The organism is Rhodococcus tibetensis, assembly GCF_024438035.1.
Classification (GTDB): domain Bacteria; phylum Actinomycetota; class Actinomycetes; order Mycobacteriales; family Mycobacteriaceae; genus Rhodococcus_F; species Rhodococcus_F tibetensis.
This window is the reverse complement of sequence record NZ_JANFQF010000035.1, coordinates 1-26,020: the sequence shown is the minus strand read 5'-3', so window position 1 is coordinate 26,020 and position 26,020 is coordinate 1. Positions and strand designations below refer to the sequence as shown.

Here is a 26,020-nt window from a genome sequence, read left to right as displayed (position 1 = left end):
ACGGGTATAGGGTGACGGGGCCGACGTTGTTTCAGCGGCTTCCGCCGCCGACATGCCCCTTCACGAAAAGGGAGTCATCGTGAGCACAGCCCAGAAGATGCTCGACAGCTATCCGAAAGATCTGGGGCACATCGACAACGCGAAACTGGTCGCCTGCATCGAGGCGTGTACCTCATGCGCGCAGACCTGCACGGCCTGCGCCGATGCGTGTCTGAGTGAGCCGGCGGTGGCCGACCTGACCACCTGCATTCGCACCAACCTCGACTGCGCCGACATCTGCGAGACCACGGGGCGGGTGCTCTCCCGCCACACCGGCTTCGACCCCGATCTCACGGCGGCGATCCTCGAAACGTGTGTCACAGCGTGCAAGTCATGCGGAGATCGGTGCGCCGAGCACGCATCGATGCACGAGCACTGCACGGTCTGCGCTACGGCGTGCCGGCGGTGTGAGAGTGCCTGCCGCGAGTTGTTCGCCGCACTCGACTGACCCAGTCTGTGTCACCGCATCCGCCGAAAGAAAGAGAGAAGGTTGTTGTCGATGAACAAGTCCCTCGCCCTTAGCGCCGCATCGGCGGCGCTGCTGCTGGCCCTGACCGCGTGCGGTGATTCCGGCACCGAGGAGAGCGCCGCGACCACCACCTCGGCCGCCGTCACCACCTCGGTGAGCGCCGAGAACGGTGCCGCCGAGCACAACGACGCCGATATCGCCTTCGCGCAGGGGATGGTTCCCCACCACAGCCAGGCGATCGAGATGAGTGACATGCTGCTCGCCAAGCAGGGGATCGATCCCCGGGTGGTCGACCTCGCGCAGCAGATCAAGGCCTCTCAGGGCCCGGAGATCGAGCAACTCAATGCCTGGCTGACCGCGTGGGGCCAAGGCACCGCAGCGACCACCACGACCGGCATGAACATGACCGAGTCCATGCCCATGGGCACCGGTATGCAGATGCCCGAGGCGCCGGGGGTGGTACCGCCGGTGGGCACTACGGGGATGGACATGCCCGGTATGGAGGGCGGCGACGACATGGAAGGGATGATGTCGGCCGAAGACATGGCTGCCCTGCGCGACGCTCAGGGCGTCGATGCCGCCAAACTCTTTCTCACCCAGATGATCGAGCACCACAAGGGTGCGATCACCATGGCCCAGACCGAGGTGGACGACGGTCAGAACGCGCAGGCGAAAGCGATGGCCCAGAACATCATCACCACCCAGCAGCAGGAAATCACCACCATGGAACAGCTCCTGTCGACCCTCTAGGGCGACACTCGGCTGCCCCGCGACCCCCTTTCCGTCCGGGGGTCGTGGGTCGGAAAGGAATCTTCTGTGAGCACCACCTCCACCTACGCGGTTACCGGCATGACCTGCGAGCACTGTGCGAGGGCGGTGCGTGAGGAAATCGAACAACTCGACGGGGTTATCGCCGTCGACATCGACCTCGCTGCCGGTGGCAGCTCACGCGTCGCCGTCACCGCCGACACGCCGCTGCCGCTGCATCAGATCCGCGGCGCCGTCGAAGAAGCCGGTTACCACCTCGCCACTGCGGCAAGCTGACCCAAAGACCACGAAGGATTGACGATGGCGCATCCGAGCGGGCATTCCGAGACCGGCGTCCACGCCGGTGATCACCGCCACCACGCGGAGCAGGCAGCCGAAAAACACGGTGCCGGGCACGATCACGGCGGACATGATCACGGCGGACATGATCACGGCGGTGGCCGGGACAAACACAAAGGCCACGGCGCCCACGGTGAGGTGTTCCGCCGCAAGTTCTGGGTGAGCCTGGCCTTGTCGATCCCGGTGGTGATCTTCAGCCACATGGTCGCCGACCTCCTCGGCTACACGATGCCCGAGTTTCCCGGCGTGATGTGGATCGCCCCTGTCCTGGGCACGGTGATTTTCTTCTACGGCGGCATGCCCTTCCTCACCGGCGCCTGGAGCGAGTTGCAATCCCGCCAGCCCGGGATGATGCTGCTGATCGGCATGGCCATCTCGGTGGCCTTCATCGCATCCTGGATCACCACCCTCGAGCTGGGTGGTTTCAATCTCGACTTCTGGTGGGAGCTGGCCCTTCTCATCGTGATCATGCTGCTCGGGCACTGGCTCGAGATGCGCGCCCTCGGATCGGCATCCGGGGCGCTCGAGGCCCTCGCGGCGCTGCTGCCGGACACCGCCGACAAGATCACCGACGACGGGGTCGCCGAGGTCCCGATCTCCGAGCTGACGACCGGTGATCTGGTTCTGGTGAGGGCCGGGGCCCGAGTTCCGGCGGACGGCACCGTGACCGACGGCGTCGCCGAGGTCGACGAATCGATGATCACCGGCGAATCCAAGCCCGTCCCCCGGGCGGTGGGCGACACCGTGGTCGCCGGCACCGTGGCCACCGACAGCGCCCTGCGGGTGAAGGTGTCCGCCGTCGGCGAGGACACCGCCCTGGCCGGCATCCAGCGCATGGTGGCCGACGCGCAGGAATCCTCCTCCCGCGCCCAAGCTCTCGCCGATCGGGCCGCCGCCTTCCTGTTCTACTTCGCCACCCTCGCCGGCATCATCACGTTCGCGGTCTGGACGCTGATCGGCAACCTCGACGAGGCCGTGGTCCGCACCGTCACGGTCCTGGTCATCGCCTGCCCGCACGCCCTCGGCCTGGCCATCCCGTTGGTGATCGCCATCTCCACCGAACGCGCCGCCAAGGCGGGGGTGCTGGTCAAGGACCGGCTCTCCCTCGAACGGATGCGGACCGTCGATGTGGTCCTGTTCGACAAGACCGGCACCCTCACCCAGGGCAAGCATGCCGTCACCGGACTTGCCGCGAGTACGGCCCTCACCGAGGAGGATCTCCTCGCCCTCGCCGCCGCCGTCGAGGCCGACAGCGAACACCCGGTTGCCAGGGCCATCGTCGCCGCCGCAGCAGCCAAGGTTCCCGTCGGAGCGCGTCTGTCTGCCACCGATTTCCGGTCGGTGCCCGGCCGCGGCGTGCGCGCCACGGTCGAGGGCGCCGACGTGTCGGTCGGTGGACCGGCAATGCTCGCCGACCTCGGCGTCGCCGCGCCGCCCGAGGTCGCCGCGGCGACCGAACCGTGGGTGGCGCGCGGCGCGTCGGTGCTGCACGTGGTCCGCGGCGGTGAGGTGGTCGGCGCCCTCGCACTCGAGGACGCGGTCCGGGAAGAGTCCCGCCAGGCCATCGACGCCCTGCACCAGCGGGGAATCAAGGTCGCCATGATCACCGGGGACGCCCGGCAGGTCGCCGACGCCGTCGCCGCCGATCTGGGTATCGACGAGGTGTTCGCGGACGTGCTCCCGGAGAACAAGGACGCGAAGGTCGCCGAACTGCAGGCCCGAGGCCACAGGGTGGCCATGGTCGGCGACGGCGTCAACGACGCTCCCGCGCTGGCGCGGGCCGAGGTCGGCGTCGCGATCGGCGCGGGCACCGACGTGGCGATCGAATCCGCCGGGGTGGTCCTTGCCGCCGACGACCCCCGCGCGGTGCTCTCCATCATCGACCTCTCGAGGGCCAGTTACCGCAAGATGTGGCAGAACCTGGTGTGGGCCACCGGCTACAACATCATCGCCGTCCCCCTCGCGGCCGGCGTTCTGGCCTTCGCCGGCGTCGCCATCTCCCCGGCCGTGGCGGCGGTGCTGATGTCGGTCTCCACCATCGTCGTCGCGCTCAACGCGCAGCTTCTGCGGCGACTCGACCTCGACCCGGCCCGGCTCGTACAGCACTGAACTCTGAGCGAAGCGCCCTGCCGCAGACCGGTTCACCCTGGCGGGTCGGGCTTGGTCAGCGCGTCGGGCGCACCCCATCCAAGGTGACCTGCACCAGCCGGTGGACCGCTTCCCGGGTGGGGAACCCGGTGGCGGCGGTCAGGGCGTGCAGGCAATACCTCGCCAGCTCGTCGGCGGCGATGTCGTCTCGGACCTCGCCGGCGTGGGCTCCCTCGGCGATCAGGTCCGTGACGAAGTTGGCGAGCTGGTGCTGCGCCCGGCCGACGTGCTCACCGCGATGCAGCGTGGCGGTGTCCACCGTGCCCTCGTGCTCGTGGAGGATCAGGGCGTAGGCCTCGAGCACAGCGGCGAGCCGCGCGCCGGCGCCGGTGCGGTCCCGTACCTCGGCGAGATAGCCCAGGTGACTGAGGATCTGACGTTCGTGCCAGGCAAGGACGATCGCCTGAACGTCGGGGAAGTATTTGTACAGCGTCGCCCGCCCGATCCCGGTGTCCTCGGCGATCCGCGACATCGTTACCGCCGCGAGCCCATGGTGGGCGACCAGCGCCGCGGTGGCGTCCATGACCGCCTCGCGAACCGCTTTGCGATGCTCCTCGATCGTCTCGTTCCACAGCTTCGGCACCATTGAAGTGTACGCACCGACGCATACAAAACAGTGTGATTTTAGCGTGACGTTGTGTATCGTAAAATTGCGGCAGTGCAGCATTTTCGCTGCTCGGACGGAGGGCACCACGATGACTGACCCCACTCCCGGCGCCGATCCTTCCCGGCCCGACGAGGACCGTGGTTCTCATCCCCGGCGTGAACCCACGCCGCGCTGGGTCAAGGTGGTCGGTCTCGTCGTCGGCGTCCTGCTCGTGCTGGTGATCCTGGTGATGGTGTTCGGCGGCGGCAATCACGGTCCCGGTCGCCACCTGTCCGCCGGGACCACCGTCAGTCCTGCCGCGATCAGCGAGGACGTCGGCATTACGCAGTCCGGTGGTTACCTCGGTGATCATCTCGGAGTGCGGACGGTCGCCGCATGAGGATGTCGCCGAGGCTGCGTAAGCTCGCGCGCACCGTGCACATCAGTGCCTCGGTCGGCTGGCTCGGCGCGGTGCTCACGTATCTGGCGTTGGCCGCCGCCGCGCTGATGAATTCCGGAACGCCGACCGGGCGGGCCCTTTATCCTGCGATGGCACTTCTTGTCTGGGCGGTGATCCTCCCGCTCAGTCTGGCATCACTGGCCACCGGGCTCGTCTCGTCGCTAGGCACCCCGTGGGGCCTGCTCCGGCACTATTGGGTGCTGTTCAAACTGGTGCTCAATGTCGGCGCCTCCGCCGTGTTGTGGCTGTATATGCAGTCCATCGACCACTCCGCCGCCATCGCCGCGAAGACGACCCTGTCCGATGCCGAGGTGCTTGCGCTGAGGAATCCGACCCATGTGGTCCACGCCAGTGGCGCCGTCCTGGTCTTGCTCGCCGCGACCGTGCTCGCGGTGTACAAGCCGCGGGGAGTCACTCCGTATGGGTATCGGAGCCAACGTGCGGCGGCGACCCGGTAGCGGAGCCTTTCTGGGGCGGAGTTGAGAGGCGTCAGTCCAGGCCGATGATCGATGCCCCTCGTTTGGTGAGCCATCTGAGGGGGTCGGTCTTGTCCCCATCGGGTGTTTCGACTTCGAAGTGCAGGTGCGGCCCGGTCGAATTGCCCCGGTTCCCGATGGTTGCGATCTTCTGGCCGGCTTTCACGCGCTGGCCGACCTCGACGAGGTTGTCGTTGTTGTGGCCGTAGGTGGTGATGGTTCCGTCGTCGTGCCGAATCCGCACCCACAGCCCGTATCCCTGGGCTGGTCCGGCGTTGATGACCTCCCCGTCGGCGACCGCGACGATCGGCGCGCCCAACGTGTTGGCGATATCGATGCCCCCGTGATCGCGCCCGTCTCCGAAGGGTGAGGTGATCGTGCCGGACGACGGTGCAACGAATGCACGGCTACCGGGCCGATTCCAGGTCTTGGGCTGCGGTGCCGGCACCGGGTCTTCCTGCGCCGCTCCAGCTTCCTCGTCGTGCGACTCGGTCTCGTCGTGCGACTCGGTGCCGTCAGTGGTGTGAGTCTCGTCAACGCTCTCGGTGCCGTCAGGGGTCTCGGCGTCGTCGGGTGTTTCGGTGCTGTCGGGACTGTCAGTGCCCTCGGGAGTGTCAGCGCCCTCGGGCGTTTCAGCGCCATCCGGAGTGTCGGTGCCGTCCGGAGTGTCGGTGCCGTCCGGAGTGCCGGCGACCTGGTCATGGACATCGGTTTCGTCGTGAGCCTCGGTCTCGGTCCCGCTCCCGGTCCCGCTCCCGCTTTCGCTTTCGCTTTCGCTTTCGCTTTCGGCGGACCCTGCCGTGGCGCCCGAGGCCGGCGCCTCCGGCGACGGCGTCACCGGCTCGACTTGTGGTGCGGCGGTCGCGCCGGCCGGTGTGCTGGGCCCCTCCGGGGAGGTCTCGTACTGCGGCGAGGTGAATTCGGCTGCGGCGGAAGGCGCGCTGCCCGCTCCGGGCACAGCGGAATCCTCCGCAACCGTGGATTCATCGACCGGGGCGGCGTTCTCACCCCCCCGGTTCGGTGGATGTTCCGGAGAGGTCCGGCTGCGCCGAGATCGTCGGCGCACCAGTGGCAGGGTCGTATTCGAGGGCAGCCAGCAATCTCGGGCCGATGCTCGCGTCGATACTGGTGAGTTCATTCGTGCAGGCGCTCAGGGCACCGCCGATGCCGGGTTCGCCGTGCGCGGCCCATGCTCCCAGGCAACTCGCCAGCATCTGTTGGGCGGCGAGGGCGTCCTCGAGGGAGCCGTTGGCCTGCGCGTTCTCCAGGCTGGTGGAGGCGATGTTCGCCACCTTCTGCCAGAGGCTGGGGTCGACGATGACCACGTCCGGGTCGGCGGTATCCGCGGTCATGGTCAGTGCATTGGCGACCGCGGCCGCGAACGACGACGGCGCGGACACATGGGTGGCGGATGCGGTCGGCGCACCGGCGAGAAAGAGCGCGGCGGTGGCGGTCGAGCCGCCGACGACCAGCGCGGTAAGTCTCTTACGTGCGGCGAAAGCGCCTGTTGTGCCTCGCATCGCGGTCCCTTCTGAAATTCACGCTCCGACGAATGAACGGTCAACCGAACGAACGATGCGGCGCGAGTAAGTCAAGACGACACGCCGTAACGGTAGTGCATTTCCTTCCCTTCAGTGCCGGTAATGCTCTTCTTCCCCAGGGCTGACATCCAGAAACATCAGTCAGATGGGTAGCACGACGTTGCTGACGAACTCGTCCCGAAGCCAGGCAATGAACAGATCCCACGCCCCGGTCAGCAGAGCGAGCCCGACCACGATGAGGGCGATCCCCCCGACGATCTGGATGGTCCGCGAATGCTGCCGCAGCCATCCCGCCCCGGCGATGGCCCTCGTCGACCCGAACGCGAGCAGGATGAAGGGCAATCCCAGGCCGGCGCAGTAGGCGATGATCAACACCACGCCCCTCGCGGCCGTGGCGCCTTCGGTTCCGGCACTGACCGACAGGACGCCGGCGAGAGTCGGCCCGAGGCAGGGCGTCCAGCCAGCGCGAAGACCGCACCGAGCAGCGGAGCGCCGGCGAGGTGCCCTACCCGTCGGGGACGGGCCGGGTGTCCTTCTGCAGTGCCGGGATCAGTCCGATGAACGCCAACCCCATGACGATGGTGATGACGCCGCCGAGGCGTTGGAGCAGTTCTCGGTTCAGTTGCAGGACGCTGATCAGTCCGAAGACCGAGGCGGTGGCGAGGACGAAGACGACCGTGAAGCCGGCGACGAACAGAAGGGCGGCGCCGGTGACCCGGATCCTCGCCGCGGTCTTCACCCGGGTGTCACCGGCCGGGTCGGTGGAGGTTTCGGCTCCGGCGATTCCGGCCAGGTAGGACAGATATCCCGGAACGAGGGGAATGCAGCACGGCGAGGCGAAGGAGACCAGCCCGGCCAGGGCGGCGGCCCCGAGCGCCAGGAGCATGGGTCCGGTGGCGGCGGGCGGTCTGGAAGCTGGTTCCGACTTCTTGGGCGAGCAGGTTCATGATTGCAGGGGCGCACCATTGCCCCCACAGGTTGATCACCACGACCTGCCCGGCGTAATCGGCGAGGGAGACAGGTTCATCCGTCATCAACTCGAGCCCGGTCAGCGGGCCGATGGACCCGCGGATGTCGGGTGGGTCGTAGAAGATGTCCACCTGGCCGCCCTGGGCGACGGCGTCCGCGCCGGTGGCCTTGCCGTCGCGGTGAGCAGGGCCGCGCAGACGGCGGCGAGGACGGCTCTGCGGTGGACCGGCCGCCGCCTCGGCCTCGGGGTGCTCATGACGACAACTCGCTGACGGCTCGGTGGATTTGGGTGGGATCGTCGAAGATCGCGGGCGCGGTGATGCGGTGAATCGAGCCGTCCGGGCGCAGCAGGAAACTCATCGGCAGTACCGGCGGTGCGGCGAGCGCGCCGCGCAGGGCGGCGGCGTCGGTGTCCCCGAAGGACGGATAGTGCGCCCCCAGTTCGGTGAGCAGCGCGAGTGCGGCGGTGGCGCTGTCTTCGACATCGATGCCGACGACGCGGATCGCACCCGGGGTGTGGACGTAGGCCTCGAGGACGGGGATCTCCTCCCGGCACGGTCCACACCAGGAGGCCCACAGGTTGATCAGGGTCGGCTCCCCGGTCAGGGCGGCGCCGAGATCGACCTCGGTGGCCGAGCCGAGGCAGCGGGCGGTGATGCCGCCCAAGGCTCCGGTCTCGGTGTTCGCCGAGCCTGTCGATGGGCACCGCTGTAGCGCTGCGGCCGCGGCGAACCGGTCCAGTTCGCCCTGGGGGTTTCCGCGACCCGGTGCGGTGGCGGTACTCGCTCCAGTGGAGGGATCGTTCTCGGTGTGCCCTGGCCAGAGGGCGATGATGAGTACGACGATCACCGCCAGCATCGGCACGAGCCAACGCATCCGACCGGCATGGGTCGACTCATGTCGTAGCGCTCTGGATTCCGAAGTCCCTCAACCGATTACGAGGGCATCATCATCGAGCACATGTCGCACATCTGGCACATCGTGCCGTTGAGCATCATCATCTGACAGTCCCACCAGGCCTGCAGGTTGCCGAGCATCTGGGGCAGCATGGCGTGTCTCCTGTTTTCGTGCGGGAATGATCCGCCCACCAATATACGGTCTACGTACGTAGATAGTAGATGGGGCGGTGGTGGCGGCTCCGCCCTGGTCCCGGCGCTGGCGGGGCCGCATCGAGGCGCACGGGAGCGTCGTACGCTGGGACAACACGACGGCGGGAAGGCAACAGCATGCGGGTTCGCGGGTTCGGAGAACTCGAAGCGGTAGTGATGGAGCGGGTGTGGGATCGAGACGGACCGACCACCGTCCGTGAGGTGTTCGACGACCTGGCCGCCAGCCGCGAGATCGCGTACACCACGGTGATGTCGACGATGGACAACCTGCACCGCAAGGGATGGCTCGAGCGCGAGCGCAGCGGCAAGGCGTTCCGGTACTGGCCCACCCTGACCCGGGAGGAGCACAGCGCCCGGTTGATGCGGGAGGCCTTCCACTCCGGCGGCAGGTCGGATGTGGTCTTGACCCACTTCTTCGAGCAGATGAGCGAGGAGGAGGCCGCCGGTCTTCGGGTGGCGTTGCAGCGGATGGCCGCCGAGGAGGACGCCGCCCGATGATGAGTGCAGCTGCGTGTTTCCTGCTGTTCAGTGGGCTCGTGGCCGTTCTCGGTCCGCCGGTGCTGCGGCGCCTGACCCATGGCGGCCTCGCCCCTTGGCTGGGCGTGCTCGCCTGGACGGCGGCGATCGCCGGCGTGGTGCTCTCGTGGGCGATGGCCGCACTGCTGGTTGTTTCCGACCTGCTCCGGTACCGAACTCTTCCCGGCGGGTCGATGATCGGCGCGTGCCTGGCCCGCCTGCAGGAGACGGTTGGTGGCGCCGACACCGCCTTCGAGATGGTGGGAGTCGCGGTAGCCGCGGCGGTGGTGTCGGCCACAGCGTGGATCGGAGGCCGACTCGCTGCGGGTCTGGTGCGACTGCGCATGCGAACTCACGGACACGCCCGCCGCGCCCGCCTGATCGGCCGTCGGGTGTCCGGCGTCGATGCGGTGGTCATCGACAACGCCGAGCGCGTCGCCTACTGCGCTGCAGGTCGCCCGCACGCCGTGGTGATCACCACCGCCGCACTCGCCGCCCTCGATGACCGGCAGGTCCAGGCTGTCCTCGCACACGAGCGGGCTCATCTGGCCGGGCATCACGCGCAGATACTCGCCGTCCTGCGGGTGCTGGCCGCCGCCCTGCCCGGCGTCACCTTGTTCGCCGCCGGCGCGATGGAAGTGGCTCGCCTGCTGGAGATGTGTGCCGACGACTGCGCCGCCCGGGTGCACGGGTCGCGGACTCTGTTGACGGGTCTGATCGCGTTGTGCGCTCCGGCGCAGGTACCCGATGGTGCCCTCGGCGCCGGAACATCGCCCTCCTGGACCGGGCCGCACGACTAGCCTCCCCCGGCCGCGGTCCGCGAAGCTGCGGGTGCGGGTGTTGTCGGCGGCCGTGGTCGCCGCACTGACCGCCGCACCGATCGCCCTGACCGTACTCGAGGTGACCGGAAACATGTGGTGCCTGCCAGCGGCCTGGTGACCAGCGGGGATCGACCGCGCGCACCCACGCATCCCCGAGTTATCTGGACCAACGCCCAGGTCACGGCTGCTACAGTCGAGAAATTGTGACGGCACTTGCGATACGCCCCCCGCGTATGCGGACGGTAGTTGCGGTCGCCGCTGTCCTGTACCTGCTCGCGCACACGATCGCCCAGTGCGCCATCTTCCTCGCGCACGGTCACGAGGGCGAGGACGTGCACGTCTCCTCCTCGTCGGCCCTTCCGGCCGAGGAGCTCACCGCCGGGCATGCGCACATCGACGACGGATCGACCCACGTGCCGCACGAGGCGCACACCGTCGTCGCCATGCCCCGATCCGACAATCCGCTCCGCCCGCTGACCGTTGCCGCGGTCGTCGCGATGGCCCTGGCGGTGGTGCTGGTGGTGATGTCGGCGCCGCGTACTCCGCGGGCCCCGCCGGATCTGCCCATTCCCATCCGGCACGGCCGGACCGTCTTGAACGAACTCTGTATCAACAGGTGCTGATCAGCAGCCCGCAGGCCATCTGAGGACTCCTCCTCGTGGCCCAGCTCGTGCTGCCATCACTCACCCACTGCCGTCGTCGCAGTCACATACAGGGATTTTTCTCATCATGAACAGTGCTGTTCCCTCCACACTCGTTCCACCACCGGCCGCCCCGCTGCCGGCCGCCGCCCACCGGTGCCCGCAACCGAGCACCATGGTCGGCAACACCCCCGTGCTGTGGATCGGTGAACCGTTTGCCGATTCCGGCCGCGGCTTCTGGGCCAAACTCGAAGGCAGCAATCCCGGTGGGATGAAAGACCGCCCCGCGCTGCACATGGTCGAGAAAGCGAAGGCCCGCGGCGACCTCGCCCCCGGGGCGATGATCATCGAATCCACCAGCGGAACCCTCGGCCTGGGCCTGGCCTTGGCCGGAATCACCCATCACCATCCCGTCACCCTCGTCACCGACCCCGGCCTGGAACCGATCGTGCACCGGATGCTCGCCGCCTACGGCGCCCACGTCGAATTGGTCACCACACCGCATCCCACCGGCGGCTGGCAGCAGGCCCGGCGCGAGAAGGTCGGTGAACTCCTCGGCACCCATCCCGGGTCGTGGTGCCCGGATCAATACACCAACCCCGACAACGTCGCCGCGTACGAGTCGCTCGCTCATGAACTCATCGCCCAGCTCGGCCACGTCGACACACTGGTGTGCTCGGTGGGCACCGGCGGGCACTCCGCCGGTGTGGCCCGGGTGCTGCGCCAGTTCTACCCCGACCTGAAACTGGTCGGCGTCGACACCGTCGGATCGACCATCTTCGGGCAACCCGCCAGTACCCGGCTGATGCGCGGACTGGGCTCGAGTATCTATCCCGACAACATCGACTATCCCGCCTTCGACGAAGTGCACTGGGTGGCCCCGCACGAGGCGGTGTGGTCGTGCCGCACCCTGGCGGCCACCCACCACGCCAGCGGCGGCTGGAGCGTCGGCGCCGTCGCCCTGACCGCCGGCTGGATCGCCCGTACCAGCCCCCCGGGCACCCGGGTCGCGGCGGTCTTCCCCGACGGCCCGCAACGCTACTTCGACACCATCTACAACGACGACTACTGCGCCGAGCACGGACTGCTGAACGCGAACCCGCCGACCGAGCCGGCGACCATCGACCACCCGACCGACCAGATCGTGACGTCCTGGACCCGGTGCGCCACCGTGGTCGATCCCACAGAGAGCGTGTCATGAAGAACCTTCTGACCCAGTTCCGCAGCTTCGACCGGCCCAGCCAGGTGCTGATGGTCAACCAGTTCTCCATCAACGTGGGTTTCTACATGCTGATGCCGTATCTGGCCGGGTACCTGGCCGGACCCCTCGGGCTGGCGGCGTGGGCGGTCGGGCTGGTGCTGGGTATGCGGAACTTCTCCCAGCAGGGAATGTTCCTGCTCGGCGGCACCCTCGCCGACCGCCTCGGCTACAAACCCCTGATCGTCGCCGGCTGCCTGCTGCGGGTCGCCGGATTCGTGCTGCTCGCGGCCGTGGAATCACTGCCGGCGATCCTGCTCGCCTCGGTGGCCACCGGGTTCGCCGGTGCGCTGTTCAATCCGGCGGTGCGGGCGTATCTGGCCGCCGACGCGGGGCCACGGCGGGTCGAGGCGTTCGCGGTGTTCAACGTGTTCTATCAGGCCGGGATTCTGCTGGGCCCGCTGATCGGTCTCGCCCTGACCACCCTCGATTTCCGGGTCACCTCGCTGGCCGCGGCCGCGGTCTTCGCCGTGCTGACGATCGTGCAGATCTGGGCGCTCCCCGCGCACCGGGCCGAAACGCCCACGGCCAAGACGTCGGTACTCGAGGACTGGCGGGTGGTGGTCGCCAACCGGCCCTTCGTGCTGTTCGCGCTGGCGATGATCGGGTCCTATGTGCTCTCGTTCCAGATCTATCTGGCGCTGCCCCTGCAGGCGGCGGTCGTGGTCGGGGACGGCCGGTCCGACACCGCACTGGTGACCTCGCTGTTCGTGGTCTCAGGCGTGGTGGCGATCGCCGGGCAGCTGCGGATCACCTCCTGGTTCTCCCGCCGGTGGGGTTCGGGGCGGTCCCTGGTCGTCGGCATGGCGATCATGGCACTGGCGTTCCTGCCGCTGATCGCGCTACCGGGCCCGGCCACCGCCGGCGGGTGGGCCGCCGGCGGCGCCCTGGTGCTCACCGCCGCCCTGTTGGCGGTCGGCACCGCCGCGGTGTTCCCGTTCGAGATGGACACGGTCGTCGCCCTCTCCGGGGGCAGGCTGGTGGCCACCCATTACGGCTTCTACAACACCGTCGTCGGAGTCGGGATCCTGCTCGGCAACCTGGGCACCGGGGCCGTCTTCGGGACCCTGCGCGACGCGGATCTGGGTGCGCTGATCTGGGTGGCGTTGACCGTCGTCGGGGCGGTGTGTGTGGCCGCCCTGTATCTGCTCGACCGCTCCGCCCGACTCTCCCCGCCACCGGCCGAACCCGCGGTGACCGAGACCGACGAGGTACCGGCCGCGAGCTGAGAACACCGGGTCCACGCCCTGGTTAGACCCCACCCCACCCCATCTACTATGCAACTACGTAGATTGGGGTGGGGTGCTCGGCCGAGGTGTCCCGTGCCGTCCGCTGCGCTCGAACAGGAGTTGTGCATTGATCGAACCGTTTCCTGGCGCCGCCCGCCTGTCGCGTCGGAACTTTCTGGCGCTGGCCGGCCTGGGGGCCGCGGCGACGGCGGCCGCGTGCAGCAGGGGCGGCGGCGGCGGACCGGCGCCCACCGCCATCGGCCCCGACTCGGCGGCGGTGCGGGCGGCTGAGCAGGTCCGCCGCGCCGATATCGGGACCGGGAACACGGTCACGGCATCGCTGCAGGCTCGCCCGACCCGGATCGACCTGGGCGGTGTCCAGGTCGATACCTGGGCTTACGGCGACCGGGTTCCCGGCCGGGAAATCCGGTTGCGCCGCGGGGATCTGCTGCGCGCCGAGCTGAACAACGACCTCGAGGCGGAGTCGAGCATCCACTGGCACGGCGTGGCGCTGCGCAACGACATGGACGGGGTGCCCGGGTTGACCCAGGCCGCCGTCGCCCCGCACAGCCCGTTCACCTACGAGTTCCTCGCCCCGGACGCCGGTACCCATTGGCTGCACCCCCATGTCGGGATGCAGTTCGACCGGGGCCTCTACGCTCCGGTCATCGTGGAGGATCCCGCCGAGGGCGGTGACTACGACCTCGAGGCGGTTCTGGTTCTCGACGACTGGCTCGACGGGGTGGCCGGGGGCACCCCGGACCAACAACTGGACGCCCTGCGCCGGGGCGGGATGCCGATGAGCGGCATGGGAATGGGCCACGGCGGCATGACCGGGATGGGCATGGGGGCACCGGTCGATCCCGCGAACCCGCTCGGCGCCGACACCGGCGACGTGCACTACCCCTACTACCTGATCAACGGCACCCTCGGCACCGACCCGTTCACGGTTCGGGCCCGCCCCGGTCAGCGGGTGCGGTTGCGGATCATCAACGCCGGGGCGGACACCGCGTTCCGCTTCGCCGTCGGTGGCCATCAGCTGACCGTGACCCACAGCGACGGATATCCGGTCGAACATGTCACCGGGTCGTCGCTGCTGATCGGCATGGGTGAGCGGTTCGATGCGATCGTCACGCTCGGTGACGGGGTCTTCCCCCTCGTCGCCTCCGCGGAGGGTAAGCAGGGCCAAGGATTCGCGGTGGTCCGCACCGGGGCCGGCGGGCGACTCGATCCGGTCATCCGTCCCGCCGAGCTCGACGCTCCCCCGATCACCGGCCTGGCGCTGCGCGCCCGCGAGGATGTCCGGCTCGACCGCCGGGGCCCGGACCGGGTGCACGAGCTGCTGCTGGGGATGGACATGTCCGGGTATCGGTGGACGATCAACGGCGCCACCTACGGCGAACACACCCCACTCGAGATCGCCCAGGGTCAGCGGGTGCGGCTACGGTTCGTCAACCAGACCATGATGTTTCACCCCATGCACCTGCACGGGCACACCTTCCAGGTCGTCGACGGCCAGGGCGCCGGCCCCCGCAAGGACACCACCCTGGTGCTGCCGAACCAGAGCGTCGAGGTCGACCTCGACGCGGACAACCCCGGTCAGTGGTTAGTGCACTGCCACAACCTCTACCACGGTGAGGCCGGGATGATGACCACCCTGTCCTACACCAAATAGACCCCTGCCACATCGACATCCGAGGTGCGCTGTCGGTGCGCCCCTGATCCCGAGTTCCTCCCCGTCGAGCACAGAATGAGATGTGAAGATGCCAGCCCACCGGATCACCCGCACCCTGCTGCCCACCGGCATCGCTGCCCTGCTCTTGCTCACCGGCTGCACCTCTGGGGCCGACGAGGCCACGAAACCCGACAGCTCCGTGCCGACGGTGGAGTTCAGCTCCGAACTGTCCCACCTGCACGGACTGCACGTGGGCGAGGACGGCGCCGTGCTGGCCGGCACGCACACGGGCATCTTCGCCATCGACGCCTCCGGCGCCACGTCCCGCGTCGGCGCCTCCGATGACGACTTCATGGGGCTGACCGGCGTGCCGAACACCGCCAGTCTCTTCGCCTCCGGTCATCCCGGGCCCTCCAGTTTCGCGGCCAACCCCCTGGGGCTGCGCAGCAGCACCGACCGGGGGGTGAGCTGGATGGACCGCTCCCTAGCCGGAGAGGTCGATTTTCATGCCCTCACCACGGACGGTCGGGTCCTCGTCGGGTTCGACGGCACGGACGGGTTGCTCGTTTCGACCGATAACGGCACCACCTGGACCCCGGGCGCGAAGTTGGGTGCGGCCGCGCTGGCGGCCACCACCTCCGGGATCTGGGCGATCACTGCGAGCGGTCTCCAGCACAGCACCGACGCCGCCCGCACGTTCTCGGCAGCCCCGGATGCCCCGCGCCTGCTGATGATCGCCGGTGCCGGTGACGCCCTGTGGGGAATCGACGAGGACGGATACGCCTGGCGGAGCCGAGAAGGACGGGACTGGCAACAACGCGCCCAGGTCGGCACCGTCGACGCGCTGACCGCGGCCAGTTACGACACCGCCTACGCCGCCACCTCCCAGGCGCTCTACACCCTGAACTGACCCGGAATGCCCACTGCCGCCCGACCTCTGCTTCGCGCCCTCGTGGTCCTGATGTTGGCGTCGGTCGCGTTGGCGGGCGCCGGGGCGGGGCCGGCCAGCGCCCATCCCACCCTGCTGTTCACCGACCCCGGGCCGGACACCGCGGTCGCCGACTCCCCACCCACGATCACGTTGATGTTCAACGAGCCGGTCACTCCCGGGGCGCCCGCGATCGTCGTCACCGGCAGTGACGGCCGCACCGTGCCGATGGGGGTCGCCGAGACCGCACGGGAGGGGCGTGTTCTCACCGCCCGCCCGGCCGACACGCTGGCACCGGGCACCTACACCGTGCGCTGGCAGGTCACCGGCGCCGACGGCGACCTGGTCGAGCAGGATTTCCGGTTCGCCGTCGGTCTCGCCCTGACCGGTGACACTCGCGCGGCCGACGGCGAGTCGACGTCCTGGCGCGATGCCGCGCTGCGATGGTTGCTCTTCCTCGGGCTCGCCCTCGCACTCGGCGGCCTGATCGCCGAACGGGTGACCACCACCGCCCGGCAAGAGAATTTGGCGCTCCCGCCGCTGCGGTCCTGGATAGTTCCAGGTTCCCTCGTCGGGTTGGCCGGCGTCCTCGGCCTCGGCGCGGTACTGGCCGCATCCGCCGGCACGATGAGTGCGCTGTGGCAGGAACGTGCGGGCCTGATCGTGCTCACCGAGGCGGCAGGATTGGCGTTGGCCGCCGCGCTGGCCGCCACCGGGCGGCGGGGGTGGGCTGCGGTACCGCTGCTGCTGGTGATCGCCGCGGAAGGGGTGCGCTCGCACGCCAACATCGCCTCACCCGGGTGGGGCGGCGCGCTGACCGCGATCCATCTGGCGGCCGCCGCGATCTGGGTCGGCGCCCTGCTGCACACGGCCCGCGCCGTGGTCGCCTGGTGGAGCGAACGGGCCGCGGTGCGGTGGGGTGGTGGCGGGATACACCCGGGTGGCGGTGTGGACCTTCCTGGTCGTGGTCGCCACCGGCACCGTCTCCGCCCTACTGCTGATTCCGGTCTCCGCGCTGCTGACCACCACCTACGGTCAGGTGCTGGTGGTCAAACTGGTGCTGGTCGCCGCCGCCTCGGCGGTGGCGCTGATCGCCCGGCGCTCGCTGCGCACCCCGGAACGATCAGCGACGCTGCGGAACCCGATTCGGGCCGAGAGCGTGTTGCTGATCGCCGTCCTGGCGGCCAGCGCCGCCCTGGTCTCCACCACCCCCGCCGGCAGCTCCCAGCAACCGGGACCCCCACCGCCGGTCGGTCCGATTCTGCCGCTGGGAGCCCTCGCCGGGCAGATCGGGGTGTCCGTCGCCGCCAGCGACGGGCAACTGGTGGTGCGGCTGTCCACCCCGCGGCGCGGCGACTACTACGCCGTCGAACCGGATCAGGACTTCACCCTGTCCGGACGGATCGCCGCCGCGGGCGGCGACGACAGTGCACTCGCCCTCCGCGGGTGCGGGCCGGGTTGTTTCCTCGCACCGGTCACCTGGCAGGGCGGGGAGAACGTGCTCACCCTCGGCGCGGGGGCGGCGGGCTGGCAGGGCGACACGGTCAGCCTGCTCGTGCCCTGGCCCACCTCGCCCGGCGGCGACGACCTGGCCCGCGCCGTGGCCGCGACCCGCGCCGAGGGCGAGCTGACCGTCTACGAGACGGTGACCAGCGACACCACCGGCGCCACACCCGAGCCGCGGCGACTCGACCTGCCCGCCGACTTCTTCCTGGCGCAGGAACCGTACGCCGATGGCACCGCCCCGCTGGCCGTCCGGTTGCCGCACCAGGATGGGACCGTGCGGTTGGCGCTCGGCTACCCGGCCGCCGGGATGAACGTGCTGCTGACCCTCGACGACACCGGCCGGATCAGTGAGGAAACCCTCACCGATACCAAACATCTCGTCACCCGCCGATTCCTCTACCCGGAACCCGGCGGGGAATGAGCGGCGGGCGATCGCATCGGGTCGCCGGTCACCGCCCGGTCCGGATCGCCGCCCGGTGGCGCCGCCCCGGGCGACACCGTGACCCGGTCGTGCCCTTCACCGCGTCGACCTCGACGCCGGGTCAGTACCATCATGGCTATGAAAGCGCTGGGTACGACGCCGACGACGCAGCACCTGCTGCGGGTGGCCGCTGTCGTCGCGGTGCTGTTCGGTGTCCTGCTCATGCATTCCTCGCCGCTGCTCGACCACTCGGGCACGCACCCCACCGCATCGGGGCATCATTCCGGTGCGCCGGCACATTCGCACGACGGCGCCGCGGCGCCGATGGCCCTCGGTGATCTTCCCGTCGCACTGGCCGGGACAGGGTGTGAGGGCACCGGCTGCAGCGACCATACGGGCCTGCATCTGTGCATGTCGGTGATGACGATCGCCGCGGCGCTGGTCATCGCCCGCTGGTACGCCACCGCCACCACCGGGCAGACCGGGGTCCCCAGGCTGCGGGCCCTGCTACGTCACCGCGCCGGCCGGGCGCCGCCGTGGACGACTCCCACCCTCGCGCAACTGTCGGTGTTGCGGGTGTGACAGGTGACCCACCTCAGGTGGGTCACCCATGCCGACGTGTGTCGTACACGCCTGCTTCACCTTTCACACACCGACCTTTCGAGGAGTTCTATCCATGTGGTCACCCCGTTCCACTCGTGCCCGCGTCGCCCTGTCCGCCGCAGCCGTGTCCGGAGTCCTGGTTCTCGCCGGCTGTAGCGACAACAGCAGCGGCGGCGGACACGACATGAGCCAAATGTCGAACAACGCCGCGAGCACCACGTCGAGCTCCACCACCACCGCTGCGGGGACGGGCGCCTTCAACGACGCCGACGTGATGTTCCTGCAGATGATGTACCCCCACCACGCGCAGGCCGTCGAGATGGCGGACATGGTCGAGGGCCGCACCACCAATCCGCAGGTACTCGACCTCGCCAAAAACATTGCCGCAGCCCAAGGACCGGAAATGGAACAGATGACCGCGCTGCTCGCACAGAGCGGCCTGACTGTCCCCTCCACCGACGCCAGCGGCGGCATGAGCGGAATGAACCACGGTGGCCCGAGCGTCCCGGCCGGCGACGGTGGTGGCATGAGCGGGATGATGACGCCGGAACAGATGACCGATCTGGCCGGCAAGAGCGGCGCCGACTTCGACACCGCCTGGCTGAACATGATGATCGAACACCACACCGGTGCCATCGAGATGGCTCAGACCGAACTCTCCGACGGAGAGAACGCCGACGCCAAACAGTTGGCCACCGACATCATCGGCGCTCAGCAGGCGGAAATCACCACGATGCAGGCACTGCTGCAACAGAACTAGTCCAATGAGGGTGGGACCGCGGCCCTTCCCGGTCCCACCCTCCTCACCTACGCACGCACAGCGTGCACCCCACTTCTTCTCGGCCCCCGCTTCGCCGGTATGGAGGAACCCCATGAACACTCGCCCACCACGTCGGACCCCGGTCCTGCTCGCCCTGGCGATCCTCATCGCAGTCCTGGCCGCCTGCGCCCCGTCCGGAACCGGATCATCCTCACCGAGCGGCGACCCGAACCCGGCCACCCCGGCAGCCCCGGCAGCCCCCACGATCACCATCGACCCCGCCGATGGAACCGACACCGTCAACCCCGCGGACCCGGTGTCGGTCGACACCACCGGTGGCACCCTCGAATCGGTCACCATGACCAACAACGAAGGCAGAGTCATCGAGGGCATTTTCACCCCCGACCGCATCGCCTGGAAACCCGGCATCCCCCTGGGATACGGCAAGACCTACACAATCACCGCCACCGCACTCCACGACAACGGAACCCGCACCGAGCGAACCAGTACCTTCTCCACCGTGCAACCGGGAAACCTCACCAAACCGACCTTCGTCACCTCCGGCGGCAACCTCCTCACCGACGGCGGCACCTTCGGCATCGGAATCGTCATCGTCACCCACTTCGACGAGCCGATCACCGACCGCGCCGCCGCAGAGAAGACCCTGACCGTCGAAACCTCCCCGCCGGTGCAGGGATCCTGGCACTGGGCCGACGATCAGAACGTGCACTGGCGGCCCCAGCACTACTACACCCCCGGCACCACAGTCACCGCCCGCGCCAACGTCTACGGCGTCGACCTCGGCGGCGGACTGTTCGGCCAGGAGGACGCAGCCACCTCGTTCACCATCGGCGACGCCCACATCTCCATCGCCGACGACACCACCAAACAGATCACGGTCACCAACAACGGGGAAGTCGTGCGCACCATGCCCACCTCGATGGGCATGGGCGGCAGCGAAACCATCAACGGACAGACCCTGACGTTCTGGACCCAGCCCGGCATCTACACCGTCATCGACAAGGCCAACCCGGTCATCATGGATTCCTCGACCTACGGGCTCCCGGTCAATTCCCGGCTCGGCTACAAGGAAACGATCAACTACGCCACCCGCATCAGCAACGACGGCATCTACCTCCACGAACTCGAGGACACCATCTGGGCGCAGGGCAACACCAACGTCTCCCACGGCTGCCTCAACCTCAGCCGCGCCCACGCGCAATGGTTCTACGACTTCTCCGTCCCCGGCGACATCGTCGAAGTCCGCAACACTGGCGGTGCACCGCTCGAACTGTGGCAGAACGGCGACTGGAGCGTCCCCTGGGATCAGTGGGTGGCCGGAAGCGCGCTGCTGTGACCCCGCCGTCCTGGGTCCCGCGGACCTACACCGCCGTGGTGGACAGCCCAGACAATGAGCGGTCACAGCGCGACGATGCCGGCCCGAGCCAATCCGCCACCGACACCTCCCCCAGAACCCCGCGCCGCGGGACCCGGTCGCTGCCAACGATACTGCGGGATCGCCGAGTCCTCGCCACCGTGGCGGTGCTGGCCGTGCTGACAGTGGCCGCCGCCCTCGTGCCCCGCCCCTCGACCTCCCAGGTGCGGGACTGGGCGGAGTCGATGGGCCCGGCGTTCGTGTTGATGTTCTTCCTGACCCAGGCGGTGCTGACGATCGCCCCGGTGCCGCGCACGGTGTTCACCCTCAGCGCGGGGCTGTTGTTCGGCCCCGCCGCAGGAGTCGCCGTCACGATCGCCGCCACGACGGTCAGCGCCGTGCTGGCGCTGCTGCTGGTGCGCACGCTCGGCCGCACCGCGGTACAGGCGCGGTTGACGCACCCCGCGGTCAAGGCCATCGATGCCCGCCTCGCCCGGCGGGGGTGGCTGGCGGTCGGGTCCCTGCGGCTCATCGCCCCGGCACCGTTCGCCCTGGTCAACTATTGCTCAGGGCTCTCCGCGGTGCGCCTGCTGCCCTACACCGCCGCCACCGTGATCGGGATTCTGCCGGGCACGGTCGCGGTGGTGTTGCTCGGTGACGCGTTGACCGGGCAAACGAATCCCGCACTGATGGTCGTGACGTCGCTCTGCGTGGCGGTCGGAGTGGCGGGATTGCTGGTCGACACCCGACTGCCCGTGTCACCGGCCGCGGACTCCCAGGAGGCGGTCGGCACACCGCAGCACCATAGGGCGATGTGGCACTGCGATGTCCGGTCATCCCGGTGATCGAGGACGGCCGGTCACGGTCCTAACAGTGCTACAGGCGAGGCGTCACTCGGGGTGCAGGGAACGCCAAGCACGATGAACACCAGGAACGACCGATGCCCGGCACCGGTTCGAACGTTTCGGTGACCTTCTGGTGGGCGTCGAGCAATCGCCCTGGGCGGCGTATCACGGGCCGACAGTGTCGGTACGCCGGTCTCCTCCACGGAAGGATCAAGCATCCCGCTCGACGAGCAGCTCGAAGTGGGGCCCACTCAGCGAACCCTCGAATCCCCATCCGGTGGGATACTCGCCGACCGTGCTGCGCGCCCGGGAGGGACTGTGAGAGGCGACACAACTATTGACTTCGGGGCACCGAAGAATTTTACTAACCTCACCCAAAGAAAGGGCAGCCTTAGCTACATCCTGTGAACTGGCCGAGAGGAGGATTCGTGAGCGCATTGCGATACCGTCTCGGCGGAGGCGGCGCCGATACCTGCGCCCCCGGACCCTTTCCCCGACGGCCTGAGCAGAAGTGCAGCGCCCGAGTGTTCAGGGGTCCGACAGGGATCTGACAACCTTCCCATCACGGATTGGCGTCCGGGGCAGCGAGCGCCAACAACCGCACCTCGCACGTGTGCGGACGTTGTTGCGTAACTTCTCACAGGATCGGATCGCCCCATGCACACCACCCCCGCTGAGCCTGCCACCGAGGCCGGGCCACCCACCCTGATCTCACCCGTCACTCCGATCGCCTCCCGTCGGCTCCGCACCGACACCGTCTCGTGGGGGCCGATGCACGGCGCGCCCACTCGCGCACGCAAACGGCTGCTGCCGATCCCGCCAGGGGAGCCGGAAAAGCCGCTCGTCCTGCACGATTCGTGGGCGATCGTGGTCGCGGCCGCGCTAGTCGCGGCGGCGGTGTTGGCGTCGGTGGTGTGGATTTCCGCGCACATCGAGGTGGACCCGGTCCTGCACATGGCGGCGTTGTTCGTCCACCTCGCATCGCTCGTGCTCGGGTTCGGCGGGGTCCTGATCGCCGACTATCTGGTGCTGGTGTGGATCTCGGGCCGGTCCACTCTCGCCGAAGCCATCCGGGGCGCGGAGCGACTGCATCTGCCGATCTGGGCCGGTCTAGCCGGACTCGTCGCAAGCGGTGCGTTCCTCGAACCGAATCTGACTTCCGTGCTCACCCGAACGAAGCTGGGCCTGGTCCTGGTGCTGACCATCAACGGCCTGCAGGCGCTGATCCTGAGCCGGCACATTGCACACAGCAACACGGCGCACCTACCCCCACGTCTGACCGTGTGGGGCGTCGCGACCGCGACGATCTCGCAGGTCTGCTGGTGGGGCGCGGTCTGGATCGGTTTCTGGAACGCCGAGCACTGATCTTCCCCTCCACTGGTCAGCCCCTATGAGAAAGGCATCACCCCATGACCACCTCCTTCCGCACTGCGGTGGCGTGCGCCACGCTGCTCGGCACGGCGATAGCATCGGCGACCGCCTGCGGTCCGGCCGCATCAACGGACGGGACGCATCCCGGCAACCGGTACACCGCAGCGACATTGGTCGCGAACACCGACTCCTACGGTGCGCCGGTCGTGCTCGATGGCATGGTCAACGCCTGGGGGCTCGCGATCCGCCCCCAGGGCGCCGGCGGACACTTCTGGGTCGGCACCGGCGGCACCTCGCACGAGTTCGTCGGCGACGTGGCAGCCTCGCCCGACCCGGCGCTGCGCACGTTGCACCAGGACGGACTACAGCAGGTCACCGTCCCCGGCGCCGACTCCGACACCTCCGACGCCGGTGGCGGAAAGACCACCGGCGTCGTGTTCAATCCCGCACCCTTGACCTCGGACAGCTTCGTCGTCACCGGTCAGCCCGTCGAGGTGGGCGGCCACCAACAGACGTTGTCGGGATCCTCACGGTTCCTGTTCGCGACCGATTCCGGTCGCATCTCGGGCTGGACCGAGCAGGGCGCCGACGGCGCGATCGTCCGGCACGACGGACCCGCACTGGAAATGGTCAACGGCGAGCCGCAGGGCATGAGCTTCTTCGGCCTGGCCCTCGCCCCCGGCCGGGACGACACCCTGTGGGCGGCCGATTTCGGGGCCGACCCGCAGATCCGGCAGTTCGACAAGGCCTGGCGCCCGGTGGTGACCGAAGGGTTCGCGAACCCGTTCGCGACGGGAGAGCTGATCGACCCGGCCGACCCGGGCCGGGGAAGACATGCACGCCCCGGTGATCCGGCGCCGTTCAACATCGTTGCTTCCGGTGACCGCGTCTTCGTCACCTATGCCGTGACCAAGACCGCCGAGGGCTCCACCGACGGGACGACATTCGATGCGGGCGAGGAGGACTCACTCGACGCCGGGCAGGAGGCCGCGTCCGGTGACCGGCCCGATCGGGGCAAGGTCGCCGAGTTCGATGCGGCCGGTACCCTCGTGCGTGTTCTCGACGACGGGGGCCACCTCAACGCGCCGTGGGGTATCGCCCTCGCACCCGCCGACTTCGGTGATCTCGGCGGCACGATCCTCGTCGGCAACTTCGGCGGTGCCGGGCGCATCGCCGCCTTCGACGATGCCACCGGCGCGTTCGTCGACTACCTCCGGGACGAGTCCGGCACGGTTCTCGGCATCGAGGGGCTGTGGGGGTTGCTGTTCGGGAACGGTGAGAGTCTCGGCGACAGCGACTCGCTGTACTACACGGCCGGACCGGCGGACGAGCAGGACGGCGTCTTCGGCCGCTTGCGCGCCGCGAACTGAACAGGGCGCGGACCATGACACGAGGCCTCGGACTGAGCATCGGAACCGCCCGGGCCGTCGCGGTGAATATCAGCGAGGACGGCACGTCGACGGTGTCGCGTCGCTCCACCTTGACGTTCGGTGCCCAGTCGACGGTGCGCCTGGGTGACGATCCTGGCGGCGCGGGGGTGGTAGCGGAGTTCGCGCACCGCCCCGGTGAGGTGTTCGTTGCAGGCGGCGGCCGCGGTTACACGGGGCAGGATTTGATCGCCGCCGCCGCGTATTGCCTCGTGGCGGAGGTGAATCCGCCGGAGGACGTTCCGATCGTGCTCACCTATCCTGCGGTGCACTCCCGAAGCGCCGTGGATGCGCTCCGAGCAGCTTTGGACCGTGCGGGACTGGGCCGAGTCGGGCTCGTCGCCGAACCCGTTGCTGCGCTTGCGTACGTCGAGTTCGAACGCGGCCCACTCGGTGACGGTCTCGCCCTCGTCGGCGACATCGACACCGGCAACCTGGATCTCACCCTCGTGGCATTCGGCTCCGCGAGTGGGTCCGATCCCATCGTCGGGCGTCCGCTGCGGTTCGGTGACCGCCACGCGAAAACACCGGTCACCGACCACCCCACCAGGACTCTCGAAGAACTCGTCGCCGACTGTCTCCGCATGGCCGCAGTGGCCTGCGACGACCTCGACGTCGTCGTCGTGTCCGGCGAGTCAGCCGCCGATCCCACAGTGATGCAATCGCTCTCGCAACTGGGCAGGCCGATCGTCTCGGGTCCCGAGCCCGGCAGCATAGCCGCTCGCGGGGCGGCCGTTCTCGCGGCCGCTTCGTCCATGGACGCTGTTCCCGAAGCAACGAGCCCCAAACCATCGCTACGGCGGGCGGCGGTCGCCTCGATCGCCGCGGCCGTTTTGCTCGCCATGCCGTTGTCCACCCGCGGGCCCGCACCCGACCCGGTCGTGACCGCCGCAACCCGCGGTGCACCCGGACTCGATGTCCGGTTGATCCAGCAGGCCGAACGGCCGCACATTCCGTCGGGGCGCGCACTCGGCGACTCACCAGCCTCACCTGCCGCCCCGATGCCCACGGAATACGCGTTGGCGACGCTCGCCTCGGTCATCGTCCACACACCGGTCGCGCTCGTCCCCACCGTCCTTGCCGCCCCTGCCGACGCCGACGCCGACGCTCAGTCCGACCTCGACAGCACCACAGCGGCGTCGGCGACACCATCGGTTTCACAAATCTCGGCATTCTCGATCGAACCGAGGCCGGCGCCGCGTCCAGAATCTCCACCGGTCACCCCGGAACCGACCACCGAAGTGCCCACACCCGCCACGACCACGCCACTGGAAACACCGGAACCCACTCCCACTGATCGGGTCGAACCGGGTGTCGAGACCTCGGAGCCGTCGAACCCCTGAGGCCACCGCCATCACCTCCCAGCAAGTGGACTGCCCACTTGCGGACGCCGAATCCAGGCAGCGACCGAAGAAGACCAAAAATTAAAGGCCACAACAGAAAACACGGGAGTGACTGCCATCACAATTGTTGCCTTTCAGGGCGTCCATAATATTTACTTAGGTCGCCCTCACAAAGGGCGAGCTAACTTTCTCGCATCGTCGGCAGGGCTCACCCCGTGGTGGTCCTGAACTGGCGGTGCAAGGAACCGCAATGCGCCGCGGGCGGGGGCCCGGCGAACAACGACAAGGACATCACTCTCGTGGCATCTTCGACCAAGCGGCGCCTGGCCGGCGCCGGCACCATCGCCGGACTCTCCGCGCTCGCGCTGATCGCAAACCCCGCCATCGGTTCCGCAGC

General features: G+C 68.7%; 26 protein-coding genes and 2 pseudogenes. 23 read left to right on the top strand and 5 right to left on the bottom strand.

Going from position 1 to position 26,020, the window contains the following annotated elements:
• The first annotated feature begins 79 nt into the window (after window positions 1-79).
• The 4 genes from NOF53_RS26550 (at window position 80) to NOF53_RS26535 (ending at window position 3,724) form a co-directional block, all read left to right on the top strand.
• A complete protein-coding gene (locus tag NOF53_RS26550) occupies window positions 80-487 on the top strand; it encodes a four-helix bundle copper-binding protein (protein WP_255974520.1) in 408 nt (135 codons plus the stop codon).
• A 51-nt stretch (window positions 488-538) separates the two neighbouring features.
• Window positions 539-1,258, top strand: a complete 720-nt coding sequence (locus NOF53_RS26545) for a DUF305 domain-containing protein (protein WP_255974518.1) — start codon at window positions 539-541, stop codon at window positions 1,256-1,258.
• A 66-nt stretch (window positions 1,259-1,324) separates the two neighbouring features.
• Entirely contained in the window at window positions 1,325-1,552 is a 228-nt protein-coding gene (locus tag NOF53_RS26540) for a heavy-metal-associated domain-containing protein (protein WP_255974516.1), read from the top strand.
• Between the two features lie 24 nt (window positions 1,553-1,576).
• Entirely contained in the window at window positions 1,577-3,724 is a 2,148-nt protein-coding gene (locus NOF53_RS26535; RefSeq protein WP_255974514.1) for a copper-translocating P-type ATPase, read from the top strand.
• A 55-nt stretch (window positions 3,725-3,779) separates the two neighbouring features.
• Here the strand turns inward: NOF53_RS26535 and NOF53_RS26530 are convergent, their stop codons facing one another.
• Entirely contained in the window at window positions 3,780-4,349 is a 570-nt protein-coding gene (locus NOF53_RS26530; protein ID WP_255974512.1) for a TetR/AcrR family transcriptional regulator, read from the bottom strand.
• A 109-nt stretch (window positions 4,350-4,458) separates the two neighbouring features.
• Here NOF53_RS26530 and NOF53_RS26525 point away from each other — a divergent pair, with 109 nt between their 5' ends.
• A complete protein-coding gene (locus NOF53_RS26525; RefSeq protein WP_255974510.1) occupies window positions 4,459-4,749 on the top strand; it encodes a hypothetical protein in 291 nt (96 codons plus the stop codon).
• Window positions 4,746-5,267 (top strand): DUF2269 domain-containing protein, encoded by a 522-nt coding sequence (locus NOF53_RS26520; protein ID WP_255974508.1) that lies wholly within the window; start codon window positions 4,746-4,748, stop codon window positions 5,265-5,267. The genes NOF53_RS26525 and NOF53_RS26520 overlap by 4 nt, the downstream gene beginning before the upstream one ends.
• 31 nt (window positions 5,268-5,298) lie before the next feature.
• On the opposite strand, the gene NOF53_RS27815 is transcribed toward NOF53_RS26520, so the two are convergent.
• The 3 genes and pseudogenes from NOF53_RS27815 to NOF53_RS26505 all read right to left on the bottom strand — a co-directional run bounded on the left by NOF53_RS27815 (window position 5,299) and on the right by NOF53_RS26505 (window position 7,773).
• Complete coding sequence (locus tag NOF53_RS27815) at window positions 5,299-6,243, bottom strand: M23 family metallopeptidase (RefSeq protein WP_255974506.1); 945 nt, start codon at window positions 6,241-6,243, stop codon at window positions 5,299-5,301.
• Between the two features lie 46 nt (window positions 6,244-6,289).
• Complete coding sequence (locus NOF53_RS26510; protein WP_255974504.1) at window positions 6,290-6,805, bottom strand: hypothetical protein; 516 nt, start codon at window positions 6,803-6,805, stop codon at window positions 6,290-6,292.
• Window positions 6,806-6,967: 162 nt separating this feature from the next.
• Window positions 6,968-7,773: pseudogene (locus NOF53_RS26505) on the bottom strand (cytochrome c biogenesis CcdA family protein).
• An 18-nt stretch (window positions 7,774-7,791) separates the two neighbouring features.
• Here NOF53_RS26505 and NOF53_RS28000 point away from each other — a divergent pair.
• On the top strand, window positions 7,792-8,067 hold the full coding sequence (locus NOF53_RS28000) for a hypothetical protein (RefSeq protein ID WP_374212684.1): 276 nt from the start codon (window positions 7,792-7,794) through the stop codon (window positions 8,065-8,067).
• On the opposite strand, the gene NOF53_RS26495 is transcribed toward NOF53_RS28000, so the two are convergent.
• Entirely contained in the window at window positions 8,048-8,671 is a 624-nt protein-coding gene (locus NOF53_RS26495) for a TlpA family protein disulfide reductase (protein ID WP_255974502.1), read from the bottom strand. The two genes, NOF53_RS28000 and NOF53_RS26495, sit on opposite strands and share 20 nt — an antisense overlap.
• Window positions 8,672-9,021: 350 nt before the next feature.
• On the opposite strand from NOF53_RS26495, the gene NOF53_RS26490 reads away from it, so the two are divergent.
• From NOF53_RS26490 to NOF53_RS26415, 16 genes and pseudogenes are all read left to right on the top strand, one after another.
• On the top strand, window positions 9,022-9,402 hold the full coding sequence (locus NOF53_RS26490; RefSeq protein WP_255974500.1) for a BlaI/MecI/CopY family transcriptional regulator: 381 nt from the start codon (window positions 9,022-9,024) through the stop codon (window positions 9,400-9,402).
• Window positions 9,399-10,220 (top strand): M56 family metallopeptidase, encoded by an 822-nt coding sequence (locus NOF53_RS26485; protein ID WP_255974498.1) that lies wholly within the window; start codon window positions 9,399-9,401, stop codon window positions 10,218-10,220. Before NOF53_RS26490 ends, NOF53_RS26485 begins: the two co-directional genes overlap by 4 nt.
• Window positions 10,221-10,474: 254 nt before the next feature.
• Window positions 10,475-10,864: a putative copper homeostasis (lipo)protein LpqS gene (gene lpqS, locus NOF53_RS26480; RefSeq protein WP_255974496.1), complete on the top strand. Its 390-nt coding sequence runs from the start codon at window positions 10,475-10,477 to the stop codon at window positions 10,862-10,864.
• A gap of 106 nt (window positions 10,865-10,970) precedes the next feature.
• Window positions 10,971-12,083 (top strand): PLP-dependent cysteine synthase family protein, encoded by a 1,113-nt coding sequence (locus NOF53_RS26475; protein ID WP_255974494.1) that lies wholly within the window; start codon window positions 10,971-10,973, stop codon window positions 12,081-12,083.
• The gene (locus NOF53_RS26470) at window positions 12,080-13,369 is read left to right on the top strand and encodes an MFS transporter (protein WP_255974492.1); all 1,290 of its coding nucleotides are present in this window, start codon (window positions 12,080-12,082) and stop codon (window positions 13,367-13,369) included. The genes NOF53_RS26475 and NOF53_RS26470 overlap by 4 nt, the downstream gene beginning before the upstream one ends.
• A 127-nt stretch (window positions 13,370-13,496) precedes the next feature.
• Window positions 13,497-15,044, top strand: coding sequence for a multicopper oxidase family protein (locus NOF53_RS26465; protein WP_255974490.1), 1,548 nt, complete (start codon window positions 13,497-13,499; stop codon window positions 15,042-15,044).
• 88 nt (window positions 15,045-15,132) lie between these two features.
• Window positions 15,133-15,954 (top strand): F510_1955 family glycosylhydrolase, encoded by an 822-nt coding sequence (locus tag NOF53_RS26460; protein WP_255974533.1) that lies wholly within the window; start codon window positions 15,133-15,135, stop codon window positions 15,952-15,954.
• A 6-nt stretch (window positions 15,955-15,960) separates the two neighbouring features.
• Window positions 15,961-16,287, top strand: a pseudogene (locus tag NOF53_RS26455) (copper resistance CopC family protein); the annotation flags it as partial.
• A 607-nt stretch (window positions 16,288-16,894) separates the two neighbouring features.
• The gene (locus NOF53_RS26450) at window positions 16,895-17,899 is read left to right on the top strand and encodes a CopD family protein (RefSeq protein ID WP_255974488.1); all 1,005 of its coding nucleotides are present in this window, start codon (window positions 16,895-16,897) and stop codon (window positions 17,897-17,899) included.
• Between the two features lie 138 nt (window positions 17,900-18,037).
• Complete coding sequence (locus tag NOF53_RS26445; protein ID WP_255974486.1) at window positions 18,038-18,481, top strand: DUF6153 family protein; 444 nt, start codon at window positions 18,038-18,040, stop codon at window positions 18,479-18,481.
• Between the two features lie 94 nt (window positions 18,482-18,575).
• A complete protein-coding gene (locus NOF53_RS26440) occupies window positions 18,576-19,262 on the top strand; it encodes a DUF305 domain-containing protein (RefSeq protein WP_255974484.1) in 687 nt (228 codons plus the stop codon).
• 112 nt (window positions 19,263-19,374) lie between these two features.
• Complete coding sequence (locus NOF53_RS26435; protein ID WP_255974482.1) at window positions 19,375-20,619, top strand: L,D-transpeptidase; 1,245 nt, start codon at window positions 19,375-19,377, stop codon at window positions 20,617-20,619.
• Window positions 20,620-20,759: 140 nt separating this feature from the next.
• Complete coding sequence (locus NOF53_RS26430) at window positions 20,760-21,482, top strand: TVP38/TMEM64 family protein (protein ID WP_255974531.1); 723 nt, start codon at window positions 20,760-20,762, stop codon at window positions 21,480-21,482.
• A 657-nt stretch (window positions 21,483-22,139) separates the two neighbouring features.
• The gene (locus tag NOF53_RS26425) at window positions 22,140-22,847 is read left to right on the top strand and encodes a hypothetical protein (protein WP_255974480.1); all 708 of its coding nucleotides are present in this window, start codon (window positions 22,140-22,142) and stop codon (window positions 22,845-22,847) included.
• A gap of 44 nt (window positions 22,848-22,891) precedes the next feature.
• Window positions 22,892-24,223 (top strand): TIGR03118 family protein, encoded by a 1,332-nt coding sequence (locus NOF53_RS26420; RefSeq protein WP_255974478.1) that lies wholly within the window; start codon window positions 22,892-22,894, stop codon window positions 24,221-24,223.
• A gap of 14 nt (window positions 24,224-24,237) precedes the next feature.
• Window positions 24,238-25,623, top strand: coding sequence for a hypothetical protein (locus NOF53_RS26415; protein WP_255974476.1), 1,386 nt, complete (start codon window positions 24,238-24,240; stop codon window positions 25,621-25,623).
• Window positions 25,624-26,020: the final 397 nt, after the last annotated feature.